This window comes from Paenibacillus sepulcri, assembly GCF_042647105.1.
GTDB classification, from domain to species: domain Bacteria; phylum Bacillota; class Bacilli; order Paenibacillales; family Paenibacillaceae; genus Paenibacillus_Z; species Paenibacillus_Z sepulcri.
Genome location: NZ_JBHRUP010000001.1, coordinates 6,098,379 through 6,120,278, shown reverse-complemented (window position 1 = coordinate 6,120,278; position 21,900 = coordinate 6,098,379). Strand labels below are relative to the sequence as shown.

12 protein-coding genes are annotated in these 21,900 nt (G+C 56.2%); 4 read left to right on the top strand and 8 right to left on the bottom strand.

What is annotated here, in order from left to right:
* Positions 1-16 precede the first annotated feature (16 nt).
* The 5 genes from ACFOLF_RS26700 to ACFOLF_RS26680 form a co-directional block, all read right to left on the bottom strand.
* The gene (locus ACFOLF_RS26700) at positions 17-5,263 is read right to left on the bottom strand and encodes an Ig-like domain-containing protein (RefSeq protein ID WP_210045463.1); all 5,247 of its coding nucleotides are present in this window, start codon (positions 5,261-5,263) and stop codon (positions 17-19) included.
* A gap of 284 nt (positions 5,264-5,547) precedes the next feature.
* On the bottom strand, positions 5,548-6,381 hold the full coding sequence (locus ACFOLF_RS26695) for a carbohydrate ABC transporter permease (protein WP_210045462.1): 834 nt from the start codon (positions 6,379-6,381) through the stop codon (positions 5,548-5,550).
* Entirely contained in the window at positions 6,378-7,331 is a 954-nt protein-coding gene (locus ACFOLF_RS26690) for a carbohydrate ABC transporter permease (RefSeq protein ID WP_210045461.1), read from the bottom strand. Before ACFOLF_RS26690 ends, ACFOLF_RS26695 begins: the two co-directional genes overlap by 4 nt.
* A gap of 99 nt (positions 7,332-7,430) precedes the next feature.
* On the bottom strand, positions 7,431-8,909 hold the full coding sequence (locus ACFOLF_RS26685) for an ABC transporter substrate-binding protein (RefSeq protein WP_210045460.1): 1,479 nt from the start codon (positions 8,907-8,909) through the stop codon (positions 7,431-7,433).
* A gap of 994 nt (positions 8,910-9,903) precedes the next feature.
* Positions 9,904-10,755 carry an NAD-dependent epimerase/dehydratase family protein gene (locus tag ACFOLF_RS26680; RefSeq protein ID WP_210044607.1) on the bottom strand — a complete coding sequence of 284 codons (852 nt, stop codon included), beginning with the start codon at positions 10,753-10,755 and terminating at the stop codon, positions 9,904-9,906.
* A 281-nt stretch (positions 10,756-11,036) separates the two neighbouring features.
* Between ACFOLF_RS26680 and ACFOLF_RS26675 the strand changes: the two genes are divergently transcribed.
* Positions 11,037-11,291: a hypothetical protein gene (locus ACFOLF_RS26675; protein WP_210044606.1), complete on the top strand. Its 255-nt coding sequence runs from the start codon at positions 11,037-11,039 to the stop codon at positions 11,289-11,291.
* A gap of 161 nt (positions 11,292-11,452) precedes the next feature.
* Here ACFOLF_RS26675 and ACFOLF_RS26670 read toward each other — a convergent pair whose 3' ends face one another.
* Entirely contained in the window at positions 11,453-11,986 is a 534-nt protein-coding gene (locus ACFOLF_RS26670; protein WP_210044605.1) for an RNA polymerase sigma factor, read from the bottom strand.
* A gap of 295 nt (positions 11,987-12,281) precedes the next feature.
* On the opposite strand from ACFOLF_RS26670, the gene ACFOLF_RS26665 reads away from it, so the two are divergent.
* From ACFOLF_RS26665 to ACFOLF_RS26655, 3 genes are read left to right on the top strand one after another with little or no spacing between them, the layout of a single operon-like run.
* Entirely contained in the window at positions 12,282-13,784 is a 1,503-nt protein-coding gene (locus ACFOLF_RS26665; protein ID WP_379112992.1) for an alpha-N-arabinofuranosidase, read from the top strand.
* An 11-nt stretch (positions 13,785-13,795) separates the two neighbouring features.
* Positions 13,796-14,077: a DUF6171 family protein gene (locus ACFOLF_RS26660; protein ID WP_379112933.1), complete on the top strand. Its 282-nt coding sequence runs from the start codon at positions 13,796-13,798 to the stop codon at positions 14,075-14,077.
* Positions 14,078-14,102: 25 nt separating this feature from the next.
* Positions 14,103-14,321 (top strand): hypothetical protein, encoded by a 219-nt coding sequence (locus ACFOLF_RS26655; protein WP_210044603.1) that lies wholly within the window; start codon positions 14,103-14,105, stop codon positions 14,319-14,321.
* A 142-nt stretch (positions 14,322-14,463) separates the two neighbouring features.
* On the opposite strand, the gene ACFOLF_RS26650 is transcribed toward ACFOLF_RS26655, so the two are convergent.
* Together ACFOLF_RS26650 and ACFOLF_RS26645 are read right to left on the bottom strand one after the other, a co-directional pair.
* A complete protein-coding gene (locus ACFOLF_RS26650; RefSeq protein ID WP_210044602.1) occupies positions 14,464-14,676 on the bottom strand; it encodes an MbtH family protein in 213 nt (70 codons plus the stop codon).
* Positions 14,660-21,895, bottom strand: a complete 7,236-nt coding sequence (locus tag ACFOLF_RS26645) for an amino acid adenylation domain-containing protein (protein ID WP_210044601.1) — start codon at positions 21,893-21,895, stop codon at positions 14,660-14,662. Before ACFOLF_RS26645 ends, ACFOLF_RS26650 begins: the two co-directional genes overlap by 17 nt.
* Positions 21,896-21,900: the final 5 nt, after the last annotated feature.

Here is a 21,900-nt window from a genome sequence, read left to right as displayed (position 1 = left end):
ATTCTTCAAGTGCTAATTAACCGAGTATCAGTCTTGCCAGCGCGGACAGATCCTCAATATCAATTTTGCCGTCGCTGTTGTAGTCGGATTTCTCGTACTGTGACCAGTTCGGATCGGCCGATGTCTTGCCGTAGCCTGCGGCAACAATAGCAAGGTCGCCGATGCTTACTTTGTCATCATGGTTGATGTCGCCCGGAATACCCGTGATGACCGCAGCCTTGAAGGTTTGAAGCGCTGCGTTCAGATCGGTGACCGCCCCGGCAACCTCCTCCGAAGTCGATCCGCTGTCCCCGGCTACTGCCTTGGCATCGTCAATCGCTGCCAGCAGAGCCGCTTTCGCGCCAGCCGGATATTGACCAGGCTGTGCACCGGTAACGGCCGCATCGTATGCAGCCTGCGCCTCATCGATCAATGAGCGAAGCGCCGCTTTGTCGATGGCATTGATGCCAATTGCGAGTGCTTTGCCCGGTATGACCGTTTCCACGCCGCTTGCGTCAGCCAATGTCACCTGCGGGATGGATACATTGGCGGAAGTCGACGCATCGGTCGCTTTCGCCTTGAATTGAAGCTTCATAATATCGCCGGACACGTCCGGGTTCGTTCCAATATTAACGGTCAGAAGCCTCACACTGCCCGCCTTCGCGTCTTCGCCGACGAGCACGATGTTCTCATTCAGCATCGTGTCGTCCACGCCGATCCATTCCAGTTTGTCGGCATCGTACGTAACAGTCAGATCCTGGGCCAGCATATTTTTCGCCGAAGCGCTCAAGCCGAAGGTCAATTCGAACGACTGTCCGCCTTCTACCGTAGCAGGACCGGTAAGGGTGCCTGACAGCGAAGAGGTGACCGTCACGTTCGCTTTGGCCTTCACTGTCGTTCCGGCTACCGTACCGTTCACGGAGAAGACTCCCGCAGCGGCATATTTCGCCGGATCAATCGCATCCCATACCACTGCTGCCTGTTTGGTCGTGCCGTCACTGTACTTGGCCGCTACCGCAGCAGGCAGCACGGGAGCCGTCCCCGACTCCGTCGTTACATTGATATCAGTGATGCTGGTGACAACAGGCGTACCCGTATCATTCATCACCGTTACATTGGCTTTGGCTGTAATTGTGGTTCCCGCCACCTTGCCGCTGACGGTGAATTGTCCAGGCTGATTCAACAGCTCGTGATCGTATTCGTTCCAGACTACCGTAATGTTCACGTTGTCGACCGATCCGTCGTTATAGGTCGCCTCGACAACCGATGGCAGAAGCGGAGCCTTGCCCACGGTCGTGACCACATTCTCATCGGCAATGCTCGTAATCGTAACCGCACCCGTCACACGAACATATACGGTTGCTTCAGCCGGCACATTCGTACCGTCAACTGCCCCGGTAATGGTGAAGCTGCCCGGAACAGCCAGCTGTCCGGCTGTAATCGGATCCCACAGCACGGATGCCTGGGAGGTTGTGCCGTCGACCAGAACCTTGGTTACTTGAGCCGGCAGAACCGGCTGCACATCATGCAGCGTGCTGACCTTGACCGGCTTGACGCTGGCCGTTGGGGAAGCGTATACCTTCCATTCCAGTATACCGGTCCACTGCGTTCCTCTGGTGATCGTCATCCGCAGCTTCGTCGTTGTGATCGAGGGGAAGGTTGTCGTGTTGTATTTGTTCAGTGCCACCCCGTTGCCTGTCGTGCTCGGCACATCGACGAAGGCGGTGCCGTTCCAATACTGCAGCTTGCTGGCCGTCGGGGCGAGTATCCCGCCGTTGTCCGTCCACCAGTACACATCCGATTTATTGATATTGACCGGCGACTGCCAGTCGTACTGGACCCACTGGGTTGCGCCGGAGGCATTCCAGTTGCCGTAACCGCCGCCCGTTTTATCCGTGGAGTTGCGCGGATCGTAGCCGTCCTTGATCGCATTCAGATTCTCCCATGTCGAGACGTAGGAGGTGCTTGCCGTCGCGGCCAGGGCCACATTCACTTCATTAGGCAGCGGATCGACCGTTACCGTGACATCGACGGCTGTCGACAACTCGCCGTCGGTAGCGGTGACTGTCACGACATAGGTGCCCGGCTTGCTGAAGCTGGCAATGGTATTCGCATTGGCAGCATTGGCGAAGATCGCCTGGCCGCCTGCCGGTCCGCTCTTCAGCGTCCAGAGCGAAGAAAGCTTGCCGTCCGGGGCTCCGTCATCCGTGATTGAAGCGAGCAGGCTGGCCTTGAGCGGAATCTTCGCGCCCGAATCCTGCTGAGCCAGCACAACCGGCGGCGTATTGACCGCTTCCGGAGCTTTTACACCGGTACTGAACACTTGAATTTCCTTGAGCCCGATGCCAAAGCCTGCTTTCGGCGTCATCAGGACTCTGAGCTTCTGCGCCGTTACAGGCGGGAATTGATCATGGTTGAAATTGGCCAGAGTCGGCGACTTGTATTGGCCGGGAATCGATTTCCAGGTGCCGGACTCATCGTCCAAATATTGAACCGAGTACAAGGAAGGCTCGCTGTACGTGTTTGTCGGCTTGTCATTGTAGAAATACAGCTTGATATCGTCGAACTTCTTCGGTGCGCCCAGATCGAGCTGGAACCAGTCCTGCGCGTTCGTCGAGCCCTTGCTGCCCCAAATTGGAGGATCAGCGCGGAAGCCGCCCGACGAGTATGCATTGCCGCTGATGGTAAAGCCGTTCACGGCATTGGCCGTCGATGTGTTGGGAGCGGTGAAGGATGCTGTCGCATTGGCGTTCAGCGCCAAATTGTCCGCGCTGCCCGACTCGGCTGAAAGATCCACGCCGGCCTTCTGGAACAGATCGACCGCACGCTCGTTCGTCGACAGGTCGACCTCATTGGCCGCTTTCAGACTCGCGCTGCTGTTATGAGCAAGCACAGCTGCTCCGCTTGCGTCCTTGACGGACACTTCGCCGGTAGCCGGATTCCATTCCAGATGGGCCAGCTTATCCGTGGTAAACGCCAGCTTGCCGTCGATATACAGCGAGTAGCCCTCAGGGGAGCCTGGATAGCTGACCGTACCGTCCGGTTTATCCCATACGATGGTCATGTCGCTGCCATGATAGCTCAGATTGTTGACGGTGAATTTATCCCATCCGATATCGATCGGCCACAGCTCCACCGTGGAATCGATACGCGGCACGAGTCCGCCGATATCCTCAATAACCGAGTAATTGTAATTGCCGAGAATGTTATGGTGAATGCCGGATCTGCCGCCGATTTGCTTGGTCGTCGGGTTCCAGTTGTACCAGTATTCGTTGTTGTCCAGGTATTGAATATTGCCGTTTGGCGCCATAGCCCAGCCGGTCCAGTACATCAGCTTCTTGTACATATCCGCCGTGATATAGGATTGATCCGGGTATTTTCGCAGCACTTCGGTGAAGAGCCTCATGTCGCCCGTGGCGTTGATGTTGGAGAAGTTATTGCTTCCTCCGACTCCCGCCGCCACTGCCAGCGCTTTGTCCTTCTGGTTCGCAGTATAGAACGGGAAGATCGGAAATTCATCCTTGTCCGCCCAGAAACGGAGCGATTCCAGGTACTTGGGATCATCCTTCGGAATAAGTCCGTCCATCTGGAAGGCGTAGTAATTGTTTGAATCCTTCCAAGGGATGAAGCTGTTGGAGAATAAGTCCTTTTGCAGGAACATATCGGTCGAATCGTCCCACAGAATGTTCAGGAATGCCTCCCGGATTTTCCCGGCAAGCTCGTTCATCTCGTCGGCTTTGGCCGTATTGCCAAGCAGTGTGTAAGCATTGGCCGCAGCCTTGGCGTTGCCGTAGACAAATGCGCTTTCCGTGCGGTCCTGATCGATATTGCCCCGCTTCTGGTAATAATTGAACGCATTGGTGTCCGCGTCATTACCTGTCAACGAGCCCCAATCATAGTTGATCAGATAGTTGTCGTTGGTATCGAACCGGTCCAGCTGGCCCTTGACATCCTTCTCCGAGTAACGCGCCAGATTGTTCAGAATCTTGGTCTGTCCTCCGTGGACCTGATACGTCTGCCACGCGGAGTCTCCAATGTATTGGGTATAGCTGTTGTTCCAGTTGGCGGGGTCGCCTGGATTATCGGTGAACAGACTGTCCCTGGATACCTCGCCCGCCGACACCCAATCCCCGTAGGAATAGATCGGATTGCGCAAATATTTCAGATCCTGCATATGCATCGGCTGTGTCAGCACGATCGCGTTGTTATACCCAAGAGCGCCTTCCACGGAAATCGGGAACTGGAAGTCGTTGCCGGGAATGTTCGCGTCAAGGAAATTGAAGCGGTTCAGCCACCAGCGGTAATACACGATTTTCTTGATATTCTCGTCGGGAACGTCGATGTACGGAATATTGTCCGCCCACCACTCGTTGTATTCCTTCATTTGAGTCAAGTAAGCCGTATTCGCGTCGTAGCCCTTATAGCGGTTGTAATCGGTCAGCGATTGCGGGATCTCATTGGCGATAAAGCCCATCTGGAACTTGATCGTAACCGACTCTCCGGCTGCAAGCTCGACCGCTCTGGTCAAAATTCCGCCGGCTGCCGACATGCCGTCGCCGCTCAAGCGCGGATACAGCTTGGTCAGCTTGTTCTTCACGTCGATGACGCCGGTCAGCTCGGCGCCGTCCGCCGAGGCTGTCGTCGCATAAGGCGAGTCTGCCGTCAGCGTCAGACTTTTGCTGCTCGTCCCCGTATTCTTGATCGTTACATTGGTCACGGCAACGTTATTGTCGGTGATGAATTTCGTTTCCTCCAGCGTGTAGCCGGCCGTCGCCGCGTTGAAGAATCCGTACCAGTAGCTCGGCGTCTGGTAGCGCTTGGAGGAATCCTCCGTGAACGTTACGCCTGCCGCCTGGATGGAATACGCCTTCTGGTTGCTGATCTCGTCCCAATAAGCCACATCGTTCCCGAACCCGATAACCGATGCGGTATGTTTGTACATATAAAGCGCCTTGCCCCGCGAAAGCATGTAGCTCCCCGTTGTATCGTTGCCGGAGCGGGCCAGCAATCTATCCATCCAGTACGAGGTCCCGCCGGCGGCTATATCCGCCTCATACATGGCTCTCATCATGCTGCTTCCGGCGGCGTAAGCGGCAGGCTCCGCAGGGACAACCGGCTTGTCGCCGGGATTGACGAACACGGGCATGCCCGGATCGTTATTATGCGGGACCGCATCCGCTGCGGAAACGAACATGCCGGGACCCAGCAGCAGCGATACAGCCATAACCGTGCCCGCTACCGATTTGCCGACCGACTTGCGAATGGTGCTCTTAAAGCGCAGCATACAATACCTCCTTATTGTTCATGGTCAACTTCACTTGTTTTGCAACGCGCAGCATACCATAACCTCCCGAAATTAATGTCACTGCTAATGTTTCACGTCCGGTGCGCCTCAAGCTGCGGTCATAAAGATGTGACGGGCGGATAGCCCGGACGCTTCCAAATATCCGGCGGCGCTGTCATTCTTCTTTCTCTAATTGATCGCCGGAGCTCGACTTGCAAGCGGTTTCTTTTTGCGGCATCACTCCCTTCCAAAAGGGCGGCCATGCTGTAAGAACGGGCATATGCCTACCCTTTTATTCCTGTCATGGCAATGCCTTCGATAAAATAACGCTGGGCAAACAGAAAGACGATGAGAGATGGGATGACAATTACGGAGGTCGCCGCCATCATCAGATTCCACTGCGCGGAATAGGAGCCCTGGAACAAGGTCAGTCCCTGCATGAGCGTGTAATGCTTCTCGGAGGTAATAAACGCGAGGGGACCCAGATAATCGTTCCAGTTGGCGAGAAAGGTCAGCAGCCCGACGACGATCATCGCCTGCTTGCTGATCGGCAGCACAATCTGCCAGTAAATCCGGAAATGGCCAGCCCCGTCCACCTTGGCCGCTTCGTCCAGATCGCGGGGAATGCTCATGAAGAACTGCCGCAGCAAAAAGATGTTGAACACCCCGCCGCCGAACCAGGCCGGCGCAATAAGCGGTACGAACGTATCCGTCAGATTAAGCGTTTTCCAGAAGACGAACTGCGGGATCATGACGACAAAGAATGGAATCATCAGGCCCGTCAATATAAAACCGAATACCTTATCCCGGCCGTACCATTCGATCCGCGAGAAGCTGTAGGCGCAGATCGACGCAGAGAGCAGCACCCCGGCGATCGCCGACAGCGTAATAATCGCGCTGTTCATGAAAAACCGTCCGAACGGATACGCGCTGAGCGCATCCCGGAAATTGTCGAGTATCAGCTTTGGCGGAATGAGCTTCGGCGGCACCTGATACAAGTCCCCCATCTGAATAACGGAGGTGCGAAGCATCCAGATAATCGGGAACAGGCAGAACACGCTTCCGGCAAGCAGCAGAATATAGACAATCGTCTTGTTTAAGAGCGATAGTTTTCTCATTTTTTTCCGCCCCCCTGCCCTTCGTAATGAACCAGCGTTTTGGAAAATATGAATATGACAGCCGTGAACAGGATAATCACGATGAACAGCAGCATCGAAATCGCGCTGGCGCTGCCCATTCTGGCGAATTTGAAGCCTTCGTTGAACAGGAACAGCACGTACAGCAGACTGGAGGTGCCCGGTCCTCCCTGCGTCATGACCGCCGGCTGGACGAAGGTCTGGAAGCCGTTGATAAAAGCAATGACCGTGTTGAAAAAAATGATCGGCGAGCTGAGCGGGATCGTCACATAGATCAGCTTCGCGAAGGCGTTCCCGCCGTCGATTTCAATCGCCTCGTACAGATGGGACGGAATGTTCTGAAGCCCCGCGAGAAAGATGACGATCGTGTTGCCGAGCGTCCAGAAGCTGAATAAAATGAGCGTCGGGATGACGGAATTCATCTCTCCAAGCCATTTGGACGTTGGCAGATGCAGCGATTCGAGCGCAAAATTGACGATGCCGAAGTCCGGCTGGAGCAGCCACAGCCATACCATGGAGGAAGCGGCCAGCGGAATAATGACCGGCAGGTAGAAAATGCCCCGGAAAACCGCCCTGCCGGCGATTCGCTGATTAAGCAGTATCGCGACGAAGAAGGAAATGATGATGCCGAGCGGAACGCTGACGCCAACATAGTACACTGTCGCTCTTACCGCCGGGTAGAAGAACGTATCGGCCCCGCTGAAGAGACGGGTGTAGTTATCGAGTCCGATAAACTTTGGAGTCGTGCCGACATTGTATTCGGTGAAGCTCAGAAACAGCGTGACGGCGATCGGAATAATGACGAAGATCAAATAACCGGCCAGCACGGGTGAAGCGAACAGCACGCCATAGAAGAAATCTCCGGCCCGTTTTCTTTTCTTTACCGAAGGCTCGGCGCTGAGCGCGCCCTTGACTTCCGTTACCGTTTTCATAAGGTTTCTCTCCAATTTGCATATTCATTGAAGCGGCCGGACCGGGAATAGTCCGGCCGCTGCTGACAGCCTGCATGGCCGTCCAGATCTGATATTGACTTAAGGGGCGTCGTAGCGTCCTTGAATTTCGGGCAGCACCTTCGCTTCCGCTTCCTTCATTGCCTCGGCCGCTGTCTTCTTGCCAAGCATGACGGCATCGATCTCAGCGAATGTAATCGCGTTGATTTTCGAGAAGTTCTTGACGTAATAAGGTGCAGAGGGAACGGCGTTATTGAGCAGATTGTTCATCATGGCATCCTTGAAGCCTGCCGGATGCGCCGGGTTGTTCTCGGCCCACTGCGCGACAAGCGCGGGGTCCGTATACCATTTGGTCATGGTCGGCATCCACAAGCCGCCTTTGTACAGATCAATCGAGCCTTCCGGATTTTCCAGGAATTTAGTCAGCATCCACGCCTCTTCAATATGCGGCGATGATTTATAAATGACGGACAGACCGCTTGTGCCCATCGGCACGCTGCGTTTCATTTTCGGCAGAACTCCGATGTCGTAGTTCACCTTGGCTGCGCCCAAATCCAGATTGATCCATTGTCCGTGCATCGACATGGCAACGAGCTTCGACTGCAGAGCCACGGCTTGCGACGGAATCGATTTCGCCTGAACCGGCGATGGCGCCACATGATGGACATTGATCAGATCGGCCATTCGCTGAATGGCTTCGGTCGCCTCCGGCTGGCTGAAGCCGAATTTGCCGTCCTTCGTGATCCATTCGCCTTCATTGTTGACGACCTGCGCCTGCACCGGTCCCCACCATGTCTCGAAGGAAACGCCGTACTGCTTGATATTCTTCGGATCAAAGCCCTCCTCGGAGGCGTTCTTGCCGTTCTTGTCGAGAGTCAGCTTCTTGGCCACCTCTACGAATTCATCCCATGTCCAGGCTTCCTCCGGCTTCGCCGGCGGGTACGCCGCTTTTGCCGCATCAAACAGATCCTTGTTGTAGAACAGGCCGAACATTTCGCCTGCCGTGCTGATGCCGTATGCGAAGTCGTCGGATGCCTTGAACCAGATGTAATCGAGGAAGTCTTCCCGTTTGAGCTCCGTATCCTTATCGAGCAGCTCGAACAAATTGACGAACTTCCCTTCATTCTGCCAGGGATCGGCCAGCTCGCCGTGCATATAGCCGAGGTCCGGCGACTCGTTGCCGGCTACCATCGCAGTGATTTTGGCATCATAGTCGGCCTCTGGAATATGGATCGGTTCCACCGTTATCCAGGGGTACTTCTCGGTAAATTTCTTCGTCGCCTGCTCCAGCGCCGTCTTCTCCTGCGGGCTTCCCCAGTAGGTGAATTTCAGCGTCACCGGCTCCTTGCTCTCTTCCTGAGGCTCGCTGTTCGCGTTGTTGGCCGGCGTATTGGCAGGCTCATCAGCCGGTTGATTGGCAGGCTGGTTGGCCGGCACGTTCGCTCCGCCCTCTTCAGCCTTGTTGTTATTGCCTCCGTTTGAGGAACAAGCGCTGAGCAAGCTGCTGAGGACCAGCGTAAGAATGACCAGTAAAGCAAGTGCCGTTCTCCTCTTCTTCATTCATAACCCTCCCGATATTCACTGTGATGAGGCGCTGTATGCGGCCTCTGACATTATTATATTGAACGCGCTTACAGTAGAAAATTGGATATTCTTGCGGTTGGTGGACTATCTAAAGGAGTTGGCGAAAAAACGGTAATGTGAGGCAAGAGTGCAGCGGCCGGGACGATCTAACTATAAGCTTTAAGCAGGGACGGAGCTCTCTGGGGAAAAGGAACCCCTGCTTTGGGAACCACCTAACGCCATTCGGCGGTGTGTGTCCAATGGCTGCAGTGGTCCGGGTAGGGGCCGGTGCGTGTCTAAGACGGTTTTTCCTCACTGGAGAGGCTGTTCGGTGCTTTCGCGCGCTGAAGTGGCACTCTAGTAAGGTTTTTCCTGGCTGCAGTGGTTCGGACAGGGGCTAGTGTGTGTCTAAGACGGTTTTTCCTCACTGGAGAGGCTGTTTGGTGCTTTCGCGCGCTGAAGTGGCACTCTAGTAAGGTTTTTCCTGGCTGCAGTAGTTCGGACAGGGGCTAGTGTGTGTCCAAGACGGTTTTTCCTCACTGGAGAGGCTGGCGGGTGCTTTCGCACGCTGAAGTGGTGCTCTAGCAAGGTTTTTCCTGGCTGCATTGGTTCGGACAGGGGCCGGTGCGTGTCCAAGACGGTTTTTCCTCACTGGAGAGGCTGGCGGGTGCTTTCGCACGCTGAAGTGGTGCTCTAGCAAGGTTTTTCCTGGCTGCATTGGTTCGGACAGGGGCCGGTGCGTGTCCAAGACGGTTTTTCCTCACTGGAGAGGCTGATGGGTGCTTTCGTGCGCTGAAGTGGCAGTCTATCAAGGTATTTCCTGGCTACAGTGGTTCGGACAGGGGCCGGAACCGGAGTGTGCCATGACGCTTTTTCCGCTCTATCATGTTGAACGGCAAAAACGCCCCTCAATCCGGCATAGCCGAATCAAGAGGCGTTCATATTTACCGCTTATACTGCGTTTTTTTACGCAATCTTCCCTGTAAATTTCCTACTCTTCTTTTACATAATCGCGCCAGACATGCTTGGGCTGCCAGCCGAGCAGCCGCTTCGCTTTCTCGTTGCTCAGCAGCGATTCGTAGCCGGCAAGCGGCTGGCGGAAATCGTTCACCTCGGGAAAACGCGCAGCCATCAGGTCGCGGCTCGGCACCGCCATGCTCGTATCGTCGGCGGCCAAATTGAGGGCGACCGAACCGAGCCCGTCCGTTTCTATCGCCAGACGGCATGCTTCGGCAACATCGCGGGTATCCACATAGCTCCACAGAATCCGGTCACGCATCTCCGGATTATGAATGAAACGCGGGAACCCCTTGTATGCATCCGGCGCAATAACGTTGCCGATCCGCATCGATACGACCTGCATGCCGGTGCGGCGGTGGAACATGTCCGCTGTCTGCTCATTCACTACCTTGGACAGGCCGTAGCTGTCCTGAGGCAGCTGCGGATGCTCCTCATCGACCGGCACATACTGCGGACCAAAGCGGTTAACCGCAAACACGATGCCGTAGGAAGACTCGCTTGAAGCGATAACCGCCTTCTTGATTCCGAGTCCTGCAGCCGCTTCCAAAATATTGTACGTAGACATGACATTGTTGTTGAAGGTCACTTCGCTTGGCTTGATATGCGCAGCCGGAATAGCCGCAAGATGCACAACGGCATCCGCTCCCGCCAGTACGCCGTATGTTTCGCCAAGGTTGTTCAGATCTATGAGAAGCGTCGGACAAAGCGGTTCCTCAGGATGCTTTACGTCCGCGTTTATTACGTCATAGCCCTGTTCGACAAAATGCCTGACCACCCATTTGCCCAGCATCCCGCTTCCGCCGGTAACCACTACTTTCGCCATTCTACTGGCCTCCTCCTATTTGGTCTTTCACCAGAACTTTTCTATAAACCTCTTATAGTATACGTTCCGCCCTATACAATTAAAAGTAGTGAATTCATTTACATTTAATTATAGATGATATATCTACTATACTTTATAATACCTCCATATAATCGTTGACCTTCTGATTATTATCATCTGTACCTTGATCGCCTGCTCAACGCATTTCATTGAAATTCTATAATAAAAGGCTCGTTATCTGCTGCCTGGACTGCAATAGACACAGACGCAGGCCTTATCTCTTGTACATACGGCTTCTGTCCATCAATCACAAGCCTGCTGTTTTCTGGACTCCATGCCGTCCAGAAGGGAACAACACCCAGATAACCCGACGTTTCGTTCAAAATATTATTTCCCTGCAGCTTGCCCGCTTAAATCGTCAGATCCTTGCCCATCCGGTACGCGATCTATTCCAGAGCGCCATCCGCCCCAATGTAAGCAATCTGATAATTATTGATCCAGGCGGCTCGGCTGCCTCCATCCGGCCGAACGGCTGAAACATCCCGCCGAGCCTGGTCTCTTATTGGCTCACAAAACCGCTCCCGCTCCATGTTCCGGGGATGAGACTGATGCCGATTCAATCCCATCATTGTCTGCTTACCGACCAATCTCCTGCAGATTGGCTAAAATCTCTTTTAACCATCTGTCCAATATAGGGTCAGCATGACTGTTCCATTTCCCGTGCCATGGACTGCAGTTTCTTTTTTGAGCGGTGTAGCTGTGACTTCACTGCACTAACGGAGGTGTTCTGAAAACGTGCCAGCTGTTCATAGGACATCCCGTATTCATATATAAGCAAAAGAGACTGCCGATGCTCCGGTTCCAATGACAAGAGCAGTTCGTGGACGGTTTTCATTTCTAGTGAATGCTCCATTCCTTCTTCGGCAGCTCCAGTGATGAATTCGATATTATCGTTCCATATTTCCTGTCTTCTAAGTCTTTTCCTGTAAAAGTCGATAGCTGTATTTCTGGAAATGGCGTTTAGCCAGGCTTCCTTCTTTTCTTTATCCTTCAACGTATGGAAACGGCGGAAAATCTTCATGAAGGTTTCCTGTGCCACATCCTGAGCCAGAAAGTGGTCTCTTATAATCGAATAGGCAGAATAATAAACTTGCTTGTAGTGCTTTTGATATAAAGCGCTGAAAGCTTCGTCCATTGCTCCATCCTTCGCTGTCTGTTCATCCTTTAGCATAGAAGCCCACCCTCTCGAAAGATGATCTCCCCCATCATCGTTCACCCTGTCATGACGATCTTTCTCTCCTTAACCGGGTCTATCCCTCTCTTATCCTATAAGTTCGATATGAATAAAGCTTCTCCAACTTGTAAAAAGCATGTAACAAAGTTACCCGCCTTTTAATCCGCCTGTTCACCAAGCAGAAAAAGTTGCAAATAACTCCAAAAACTCCTATTATGATATTAATTAATATAATCATTATATTAATTAATAATAATATTAATCCAAGGAGATGAAGCTGGCAGTGGCAGATCTGAAAACAGTAGCCAACAAAGTCATTGTGAATACGGATTTAAAAGAGGGCACAGTCAACCGCAATCTATACGGTCATTTCTCCGAGCATTTGGGTAGATGTATTTATGAAGGAATCTGGGTTGGCGAGGATTCTCCCATTCCGAATACGAATGGTATCCGTAATGATGTTGTTGCTTCGCTCAAGAAGCTTAACATTCCTGTACTGCGCTGGCCGGGAGGCTGCTTCGCCGACGAGTATCATTGGAAGGACGGCATCGGTCCAAGAGAATCCCGCAAGCGGATGATCAATACGCATTGGGGCGGCGTCATTGAGAATAACCACTTCGGTACCCATGAATTTCTGATGCTGTGTGAAATGCTGGAATGCGAGCCCTACATATCCGGCAACGTTGGCAGTGGGACGGTCCAGGAAATGTCGGAGTGGGTGGAATATATGACCTCGGGCGGCGTGTCCCCGATGGCGGACCTGCGCAAGCAGAACGGCCGGGAGAAGCCGTGGCACATCAAATATTTTGGCGTGGGCAACGAAAACTGGGGCTGCGGCGGCAATATGCGTCCCGAATATTACGCCGATCTCTATCGGCAATACCAGACGTATGTCCGGAATTACGAAGACAACCGGATATACAAAATCGCCTGCGGCCCTAACGGAGCAGATTACCGCTGGATGGAAACGCTGATGAAGGAAGCCCATACGAAGATGGATGCGATCAGTCTTCATTATTATACGGTTCCCGGCAGCTTCTGGGATGGAAAAGGAGCAGCGACAGGCTTCCCGGAAAACGAGTGGCATCTAACCATGAAGAAAGCGCTTTATATGGAGGAGTTGATCACAAAGCACTCCGCCATTATGGACCAGTATGACCCCGACAAGCGGGTCGGATTGATTGTGGACGAGTGGGGGACCTGGTTCGACGTAGAGCCTGGCACCAATCCGGGCTTCCTGTACCAGCAGAATACGATTCGCGATGCGCTCGTAGCCGGGATCACCCTTCATATCTTCCAAGAGCACTGCGACAGAGTGCAGATGGCGAACCTTGCCCAAATTGTGAATGTGCTGCAGTCCGTGATCTTGACGGAGGGGGAGAAAATGCTTCTGACGCCAACCTATCATTTGTTCGACCTGTTCAAGGTTCATCAGGATGCGGCCCGTCTCCATACACATAGCATATCGCAGGACTATGAAGGAGAAAGCGGCAGCATACCGCAGATCTCCGCTTCGGCCACTGAAGATGGGCAAGGCCGCATTCATGTCAGCTTATGCAATGTAAGCCATCAGGACGGAGCTGAAGTTGAGATTGAGCTTCGGGGATTGGAAAACAAAACGCTCTCCATCACAGGCACAGGGCTGTCTGCCGATGTCATCGATGCACATAATACGTTTGAACAGCCCGACAATGTGAAACCAGCCCCATTCCAGTCCTTCACCAGAGAAGGCTCCGCAATCAAGGCGAAGCTTGCGCCGATGTCAGTAGTCTTGCTTGAAATTGCTGCGGAATAGGAACCATCTCCATGAATCCTATGAATCATACCTCTTCCTGCAAAGGCTGCTCCGATCATTACAAGGTGACGGAAGAGCAAATCAACCGGATCTTGTCGTCGAATCTGGTCAAGAACGGCAGCTGCGTGCCCGATGAGCTGTACGAGCGGAGACTCGGCGCCTGCCGCGAATGCGCCAGGCTGCTGGATGGCACAACCTGCATGCTGTGCGGCTGTATTGTCCGCGTCTCCGCCAAGTTTGTGGAAAAGCGCTGTCCCCATCCGGGCGGAGACCGGTGGATGGCAGAGCCATAAATAAAGCCAGCAAGGGGAGTGTATCATGATTATCATGCTGCACTCCCCTTGTTTATCTGTTTTCTACTGGATGTGTTCAACGCCGATACATGAAATCTTATGCTGTTCGGCAAGAAGCAGCGCTGAAGGCCCCATTTACAAAGCCGGTGCTGGACAAAACGACAAACGGATACTGCAAGAGACGAATCCTTGGATGAATCTGATTGGCGGCACTATTAAGCGCCAACAAAAAACCTCCCGCTAGGGGGAGGCAAACAAATTTGATTTTATTTAACAGGATAGCGGTACATCGAGCATGAATGTTCTCATTAAAGTCATAACGTTCCAGCGGATGCTTCGGATACTCGCCCTAAGCACAGTATGCCGGATCGGGGCCGCCTCGCTCTTCAGCCCAGCGTCGGCAAAGCGTGCAGGCTTGCCGGCCGCATGTCCGTCCATTTCGAATTGATATAGTCCAGGCAGGACTGGCGGCTTTCTTGTCCGTAGACGGCGGACCAGCCCTTCGGCGTCTCCACGAAAGCCGGCCATAACGAATACTGCCCTTCCCCATTGATCAAAACGAGGTAAGCCCCGTCCATGTTTTCAAACGGATTGCTCATAGATGCTCTCCCTCCCATCGGTTCGCGTATCGCCGCTTTTCATTGCATGCAGTTTGTCTGCGAGCACTTGGCCGATTTCGGCAAGCGGCACAGGCTGACATAGATCCTTGTGCCGGCAATCGATGTCATGCTGCACGATTTGTCCGTCGATATATGGCAGCCACGTTTCAGGGTCGATCGGAGCAAACCACTCCGGTATGACCGTGGACCTGAAGAACAGCAATTCTCCCTTGAATCGTTTCGGCACAAAACCGCCCAGCAGCCGTACAGAATTGACATACGTCTCTTTCAAATTCAGAATCGTCGTCTCGTCAAGGCTCGCAAGCGCGCTGCCATCGCGTCGAAGAGTGGCGACGGCGCTGGCAAGAGTGAGCGGCTGCTCCCCCATGCTGTCCGGATCATACCCGCCAAGGGCGAGCAGCGCGATCAGCGCTTCCTGCTCGTCCGGCCCCTCCTTCAATGGAAGGAAGTGGCTGGGGTAAGCGTCCAGCATAACAAGAAGCTTGATCTGCTCGCCTTCGCTTTGAAGCAGGACCGCGATTGCGTGGGCGACATTGCCGCCGAGCGACCAGCCGAGCAGATGGTACGGCCCGCTGGGCTGAACCTTGCGGATATGCGCGATATAATCCGCCGCCATCTCATCCAGCGTCTTCGGCAGCCCCTCGCGCTGACCAATGCCGCGCGCCTGCAAGCCGTAGATCGGATAATCCTTGCCAAGCGACTTCATCAGCCCCGCATAGCACCAGCTGAGCCCGCCTGCCGGATGGATGCAAAACAGCGGGGATTGCTCCCCATGCGTCCGCAGCGGCAGCAGGACTTCCAGCGCTCCCGAACCGCTGCCCGTTTCGAGCCGCTCGGCAAGACCGGCCACCGTCGGCGCTTCGAACAAGCTGCCGATGCTCAGCTCGACGCCCAGAGCATCCCGAATTCGGCTCATCAAACGGACCGCCAGCAGGGAATGGCCGCCAAGATCGAAGAAGCCGTCATCGATCCCGACTCTCCGCAAGCCGAGAATCTCGGCGAACAGATCACACAGAAGCTCCTCCCGCGGCGTACGCGGAACACGTCCGCTGACGGTGGACGCAAGATCGGGCGCAGGCAGCGCCTTTCGGTCAAGCTTGCCGTTCGCTGTGAGCGGAAGCGCGCCAATGACGACGATAGCGGATGGAACCATATAATCCGGCAAGCTGAGGCCGACATAACGGCGAAGCTCGTAAGGCTCAGGCGCTGCCTCCGAAGATGCAACCACGTAAGCGATCAGACGTTTATCCCCCGGCTGATCCTCGCGAACCGTCACTGCTGCTTGCGCCACATACGGATGCCGAACCAGCATGGCCTCGATTTCGCCCATTTCAATCCGGAAGCCGCGGATTTTGATCTGGTGGTCGGCCCGGCCGATATAATCAAGCGAACCGTCCGCAAGAAAGCGGGCAAGATCGCCCGTACGGTACATTCTGGTTCCTGGCGGGCCGAACGGATTGGCAACGAACCGCTCCGCTGTCAAACCGGGACGCCCGTGATAGCCGCGGGCCAGACCTTCGCCGGCAATATACATCTCGCCCACCACCCCCGGCGGCACCGGCTGCAGGCTGTCGTCGAGCACATAGACGTCAAGATCCGGTATGGCGCGTCCGATCAGACTGTTCGCCCTCCTGGATGCGACTCCCCGATCGAGCGCGTTGTAGCTGACATGGACCGTTGTCTCCGTAATGCCGTACATGTTCACAAGTACCGGAGCATGTTCGGGATGACGGCTGTACCATTCTTCCAGACGGCTCAGTTCAAGCGCTTCGCCTCCGAATATCACATAACGAAGCGACAATCTCTGCCCGATCTCCGGATTTTCCCGGTCCGCCTGCATCAATTGATAGAACGCCGACGGGGTCTGGTTGAGTACAGTCACGCCTTCGCGCACCAGAAGACGTGAAAACTCTTCGGGCGAGCGGCTGATCGCATGAGGCACGACAACAAGACGGCCGCCATGCAGCAGCGGACCCCATAGCTCCCAAACCGAGAAATCGAAGGCGTACGAATGAAACAAGGTCCAGACATCGTCCGCTCCAAATTGAAACCAGTGATCGGTAGAGCCGAACAGTCTTGCGACGTTCTGATGCGGGATGACGACGCCTTTCGGCTTGCCCGTCGAACCCGAGGTATAAATCACATAGGCCGGGTTTTGCGGCGACAGGGGATGGATTCGCTGCGCATCGCCCGGGTTCGTATCGGGACATTGTCCCAGGCGGCGTATGGTATCCGGCCCGTCCAGCACGATCAGCGGCACATTCCCGGTGTCGGGCAAAGATGCCGCTGCCTCCGCGAGAGTCAATAGGCATACGGGCTTCGTATCGCCGAGCATGAAAGCGATACGGTCTGCCGGATAATCCGGGTCGAGCGGCAAGTAGGCGCCTCCGGCCTTCAGCACAGCGAGAATACTCACGACCATTTCCATCGAACGCGGCATTGCCAATGCGACAATCCGCTCCGGGCCTACGCCACGGCCGATCAGCAGGTAGGCCAGCCGGTTCGCCTGCTCGTTAAGCCCGGCGTAGCTCCATACATCGTCTTCGAATACGATCGCGGCATTCCCGGAGCTGCGGGCAGCCTGCGCCTCGAACAGCTCTGGAACAGTTGCAGGCGGCACTGTTATCCGGTCATTCTCCTGCCGGTCGTTCCCGTTCCATTCGACCAGTATTTTTCGACGTTCCTCAGCCGCCAAAATCCCAAGCCGTCCGATCGGCTTGTCGGGATCGGCCGCCCCGGCTTCGAGCAGCCTTAAGAGGCGCGCCGCCATCGTCTGAACCGTCTCCTTCTTGAATAAATCGGTGCTGAATTCGATCAGGCCTTCGATGCCGCCGGGCCCGCCGTCCGACGCGCGCCGTTCGCGGAGCTCCAGCGTGAGATCAAACTTGGCTGAGCCGACGGTGGCGATCCGTAGGCTTGACTCAATGCCAGGCAGCTCAAGCACTGCGTCAGGCGTGTTCTGGAACGCCAGCATAATTTGGAACAGCGGATGTCTCGCCCGGGATCTGGCTGGATTCAACACCTCGACGAGACGCTCGAAGGGCACATCCTGATGCTCATAAGCGTCCAGATTCACCTTGCGCACACGGCCAAGCAGCTCGCGGAAGCTCGGATCGCCCGATGTGTCAGTGCGCAGCACCAGCGTATTGACGAACAAGCCGACGAGATTGTCGAGCGCGTCGTCGCTCCGTCCCGCGATCGGACTGCCGATCGGGATGTCGGTCCCCGCGCCCAGTCTGGTGAGCAGAGCCGCAAGACCGGCTTGAAGCACCATGAACAGGCTTGACCTGCAATCACGGGCAAGCGCGAGCAGACGGCCATGAAGCGCAGAATCGATCACCACCCCGATCGTATCGCCCCTATAGCTGGTCCCCGCGGGCCGCGGAAAGTCGGCAGGCAGCTCCAGCTGATCCGGCAAATGCTGCAGCGTGCGGTTCCAGTAATCGAGCTGCTTGGCAATCAGGCTGTCCGGATCGCTCTCGCTGCCGAGCAGCCGATTCTGCCAAAGCGCATAATCGGCGTATTGCACCGGCAGAGCAGACCATGCCGGAGCTTTGCCCCGGCAGCGTGCAGCATACGCTGCGGCAAGATCGCGGGCCAGCGGAGTCAAGGACCAGCCGTCGCCGACAATATGGTGAAGCAGCAGAAGCAGCACATGCTTGCCCGGTCCAAGCTCGAACAATTCGATGCGAAACGCCGGCTGAACGGCGAGATCGAAGCTGTGGCGCACTGCGGCAGCCAGCGCCTCGGGCAGCCCGCGCTCGCTGACGCTGGCCGTGATCAGCTCAGGCCGCGCCTCTGCCGCATCCCGAACCAGCTGATGCGAAGTGCCGAGCGTCTCGGGAAAAATGGTGCGCAGCGTCTCATGCCGCTCAACAATGTCGCTAATCGCCGCCTGCAGAGCATCACGATCAAGCTCGCCGGACAGGTGCGCCACAAGCGGGATGTTATAAGTCGGACTTGGCCCTTCCAGACAGTGAAGGAACCACAAGCGGCGCTGAGAAAAGGAAAGCGGAGCCTCAGCCGTCCGTTCTGCCGGCAGCACCGGCGGCCGGGCGTTCTGCGCCCGATCGAGCCGCTTCGCCAGAGCGGCAACGGTCGGCGCTTCGAATAGACTGCCGATTCCCAGCTCGACGCCGAGCGCATCGCGAATGCGGATCATCAGACGGCCGGCGAGAAGCGAATGACCGCCAAGCTCGAAAAATCCGTCATCGATGCCAATCCTCGGCAATCCGAGCACCTCGGCAAAGAGATCGGCCAATATTTCCTCGCGGGGCGTGCGCGGCCCCCGCCCTGTAATCTCCGCAGCGAGATCGGGCGCAGGCAGCGCCTTCCGGTCAATCTTGCCGTTCGGAGTAAGCGGCAGTCCGGCCATCGCTACGAACGCCGATGGTGCCATATAGTCGGGAAGGCTGGCCGCGACATGACGCCGCAGCTCCGCCGACTCCGGGGCGGAAGCGGAAGCCGGAACGATATAAGCAATCAGCCGCTTATCGCCCGGCTGGTCTTCTCGCACCATAACCGTTGCCTGTGCGATGCCGTTATGACGGGCAAGCACAGCCTCGATTTCGCCCAGCTCGATCCGGAATCCGCGAATCTTGATCTGATGATCGGCGCGGCTGACATAATCCAGCTGCCCGTCCGCACGCCATCTTACAAGATCGCCCGTACGATACATCCGGGCGCCCGGCTGTCCGAACGGATCGGCGACGAAGCGCTCAGCCGTCAAGCCCGGACGGCCCAAATACCCGAGAGCGACACCGGCGCCGGCAATGTACAGCTCGCCGATCACGCCAGGGGGGACCGGCTGCAGGCCGGCATCCAGCACATAAACCTGCGTGTTCCAGATGGGTCTGCCGATTGGCGGCGCCCCTGCATATCCGCTTTGCAGCTCTGCTGAAGTCGACCAGATGGTGGTTTCCGTCGGCCCGTAAAGATTCGTAATCCGGCAGCCGAGATTATGCAGCGTGAGCGTGAGCGCGCCCGGAAGCGCCTCCCCGCCAACGAGCACACGGAGGCCCCGCAGCTTCTCGGGAGCCGCCGCTGCGAGCACATGCCACAGCGTCGGCGTTGCCTGCATAACCGTAGCGCCGGTTGCCTGGATTAATTCCGCCAGCTCGGCCGGGTCCTGAATCGATATCTTCCGGGCAACCGCAACCGCTCCTCCCGTCAGCAGAGGAAGATAGATCTCGAGAGCGGATATGTCGAATGCGATCGTCGTGACGGCCAGCAGCCGGTCCCGTTCGCCCAGCATGAATTGATCCTGCATCGCGAAGAGGAAGTTGCTGAGGCTTGCATATGAAATCATGACGCCTTTGGGTTTGCCGGTCGAGCCGGAGGTGTAAATGACGTAGGCTGGACTCAGAAGCGATAGCGGCCGGATGCGGTCGGCATTGCCCGGATTCGATGCGGAGTATTGACCCAGCTCCGCAATCGTATCGGGCTCATCCAGCACGATGCGCAGCAGTCCTCCGGTCTCGGGCAGTCCGGGGAGCATCTGCTCGCATGTGAGCATAAATCCCGGACGGGCATCGCCGAGCATATAAGCGACCCGGTCGGCCGGATAATCGGTATCCAGAGGCAGATAGGCCGCCCCCGTCTTGAGCACAGCCAGCAGCCCGACGACCATATCCCCCGAACGCGGCAGCGCCAAAGCGACTATCTCCCCGGAGCCTGCTCCCCGTTCGATCAGCAGATGAGCCAGCCGGTTCGCCCGTGCGTTCAGCTCGGCATAGCTCAGTGAGTTATCGCCGCAGATAACGGCCGTCGCCTGGGGACTTCGGGCGGCCTGCATCTCGAACAAAGCGGCAGTTCCAGCCTCCGGCACGGCTTGCTCGGTCTCATTCCACTCCGCCAATACTTGGCGGCTCTCTTCCGGCAGAAGAAGCCCGATCCGTCCGATCGGCGAATTCATGTCGGCTGCCGCCGCCGTTTCCAAAAAGCGCACGAACCGGCGCTGGTGAGACGCAAGATCGTCTTCGCTGTAAACGGCGGGATTCGCATCCAGATCGATGCGCAAGCCGCTGCCGTCGGCTCTGTCGTATACATTGATCGACAGATCATCGACCGGACCAGCCGAGAGATTATGCGTCGTGCTGCGGAAGCCGGCGAACTGCAGGCCGTAGTCGAATGGCATCACATTGATTTGCGGCCCAAACAAGCGGCGGTTGCCGCCAAGCAGCTTCAGATCGCGGCGCAGCTCTTCGTGACGGTAGCCCTGATGGCGGCGCAGCTCGCGAATTCCCCCGGCAATCTGCCGGATAAGAGCGGACAACGTCATGTCCGGCCGGACTTGCAGGCGCAGCGGAAGCAGATTCATGACCATGCCCGGAACGCGCAGAGAGGCAGAGCCGAGACGGTTCATCATCGGCAGTCCCAAGACAACGTCCCTGGCCCCGGTCAGACGGTGGACATAAGCCGCCGCCGCCGCAATGACGACATCCGGCCAACCGGCTCCGGCTCCGCAGCGGCTTGCCGCCCCGCGCAGTAAATCCGCGCTGACCGGGGGCAAATACGAGGTTCTGCGGAGGAAGCTTGCGGATGTGCGTGGAGCCCATTCGGCCAGACTGACTGCATCGGGCTCGTCGGCGAAGCGCTCCATCCAATAGCGGCGGTCCTGCCCGTACTTCTCCGAAGCGCGATAAGCCGCCTCTTCTTCCAGAATGAGACGAAGCGGAGCGAAGGCATTCGCTTCGAAAGGCGCATCTCCGGCGAGCGCAGTGTACAGCTTGGCCACACGCTGGGCGATGAGCGAGAAGCCGTAGCCGTCGATCGCGATATGATGAATGCGCTGGTACCAGAAGTAACGGTCGGAGGCCGCCTTGAACAAGGCTTCGGCGAAGATCGGGCCGCATGTCAGATCGACCGGCCGAGCGAGATCGCCCTTCATCCATGCTTCGGCGGCTTCCCGCGGGTTGGGCTCGGCGCTGACGTCGATCCTGTGCAGCGGCCAATCGGATGAAGGATCGATGATTTGCCATGGGCCATCCCGGTCCTCCCCGAAACGGGCATGCAGCGATTCCGCCTCGCCAACGGCCTGGCGCAGCGCGGCCTCGAAGCAGGCGGTATCCACCGGCCCGTGAATTTCTACCCATTCCCCTGTGTTATAGATCGGGTTTTCCGGGTCGAGCTGTTGTGCGAACCAAATACCGGACTGCGCGCCCGATAAAGGCCGGCAGCCATCCTGACGGTTAAGCATCGTTC

Bases quoted from the DNA above. Each gene is read 5' to 3' on its own strand.
- ACFOLF_RS26700 (WP_210045463.1), bottom strand. From the start codon at position 5,263: ATGCTGCGCTTTAAGAGCACCATTCGCAAGTCGGTCGGCAAATCGGTA.
- ACFOLF_RS26695 (WP_210045462.1), bottom strand. From the start codon at position 6,381: ATGAGAAAACTATCGCTCTTAAACAAGACGATTGTCTATATTCTGCTG.
- ACFOLF_RS26690 (WP_210045461.1), bottom strand. From the start codon at position 7,331: ATGAAAACGGTAACGGAAGTCAAGGGCGCGCTCAGCGCCGAGCCTTCG.
- ACFOLF_RS26685 (WP_210045460.1), bottom strand. From the start codon at position 8,909: ATGAAGAAGAGGAGAACGGCACTTGCTTTACTGGTCATTCTTACGCTG.
- ACFOLF_RS26680 (WP_210044607.1), bottom strand. From the start codon at position 10,755: ATGGCGAAAGTAGTGGTTACCGGCGGAAGCGGGATGCTGGGCAAATGG.
- ACFOLF_RS26670 (WP_210044605.1), bottom strand. From the start codon at position 11,986: ATGCTAAAGGATGAACAGACAGCGAAGGATGGAGCAATGGACGAAGCT.
- ACFOLF_RS26660 (WP_379112933.1), top strand. From the start codon at position 13,796: ATGAATCCTATGAATCATACCTCTTCCTGCAAAGGCTGCTCCGATCAT.
- ACFOLF_RS26655 (WP_210044603.1), top strand. From the start codon at position 14,103: ATGATTATCATGCTGCACTCCCCTTGTTTATCTGTTTTCTACTGGATG.
- ACFOLF_RS26650 (WP_210044602.1), bottom strand. From the start codon at position 14,676: ATGAGCAATCCGTTTGAAAACATGGACGGGGCTTACCTCGTTTTGATC.
- ACFOLF_RS26645 (WP_210044601.1), bottom strand. From the start codon at position 21,895: ATGCTTAACCGTCAGGATGGCTGCCGGCCTTTATCGGGCGCGCAGTCC.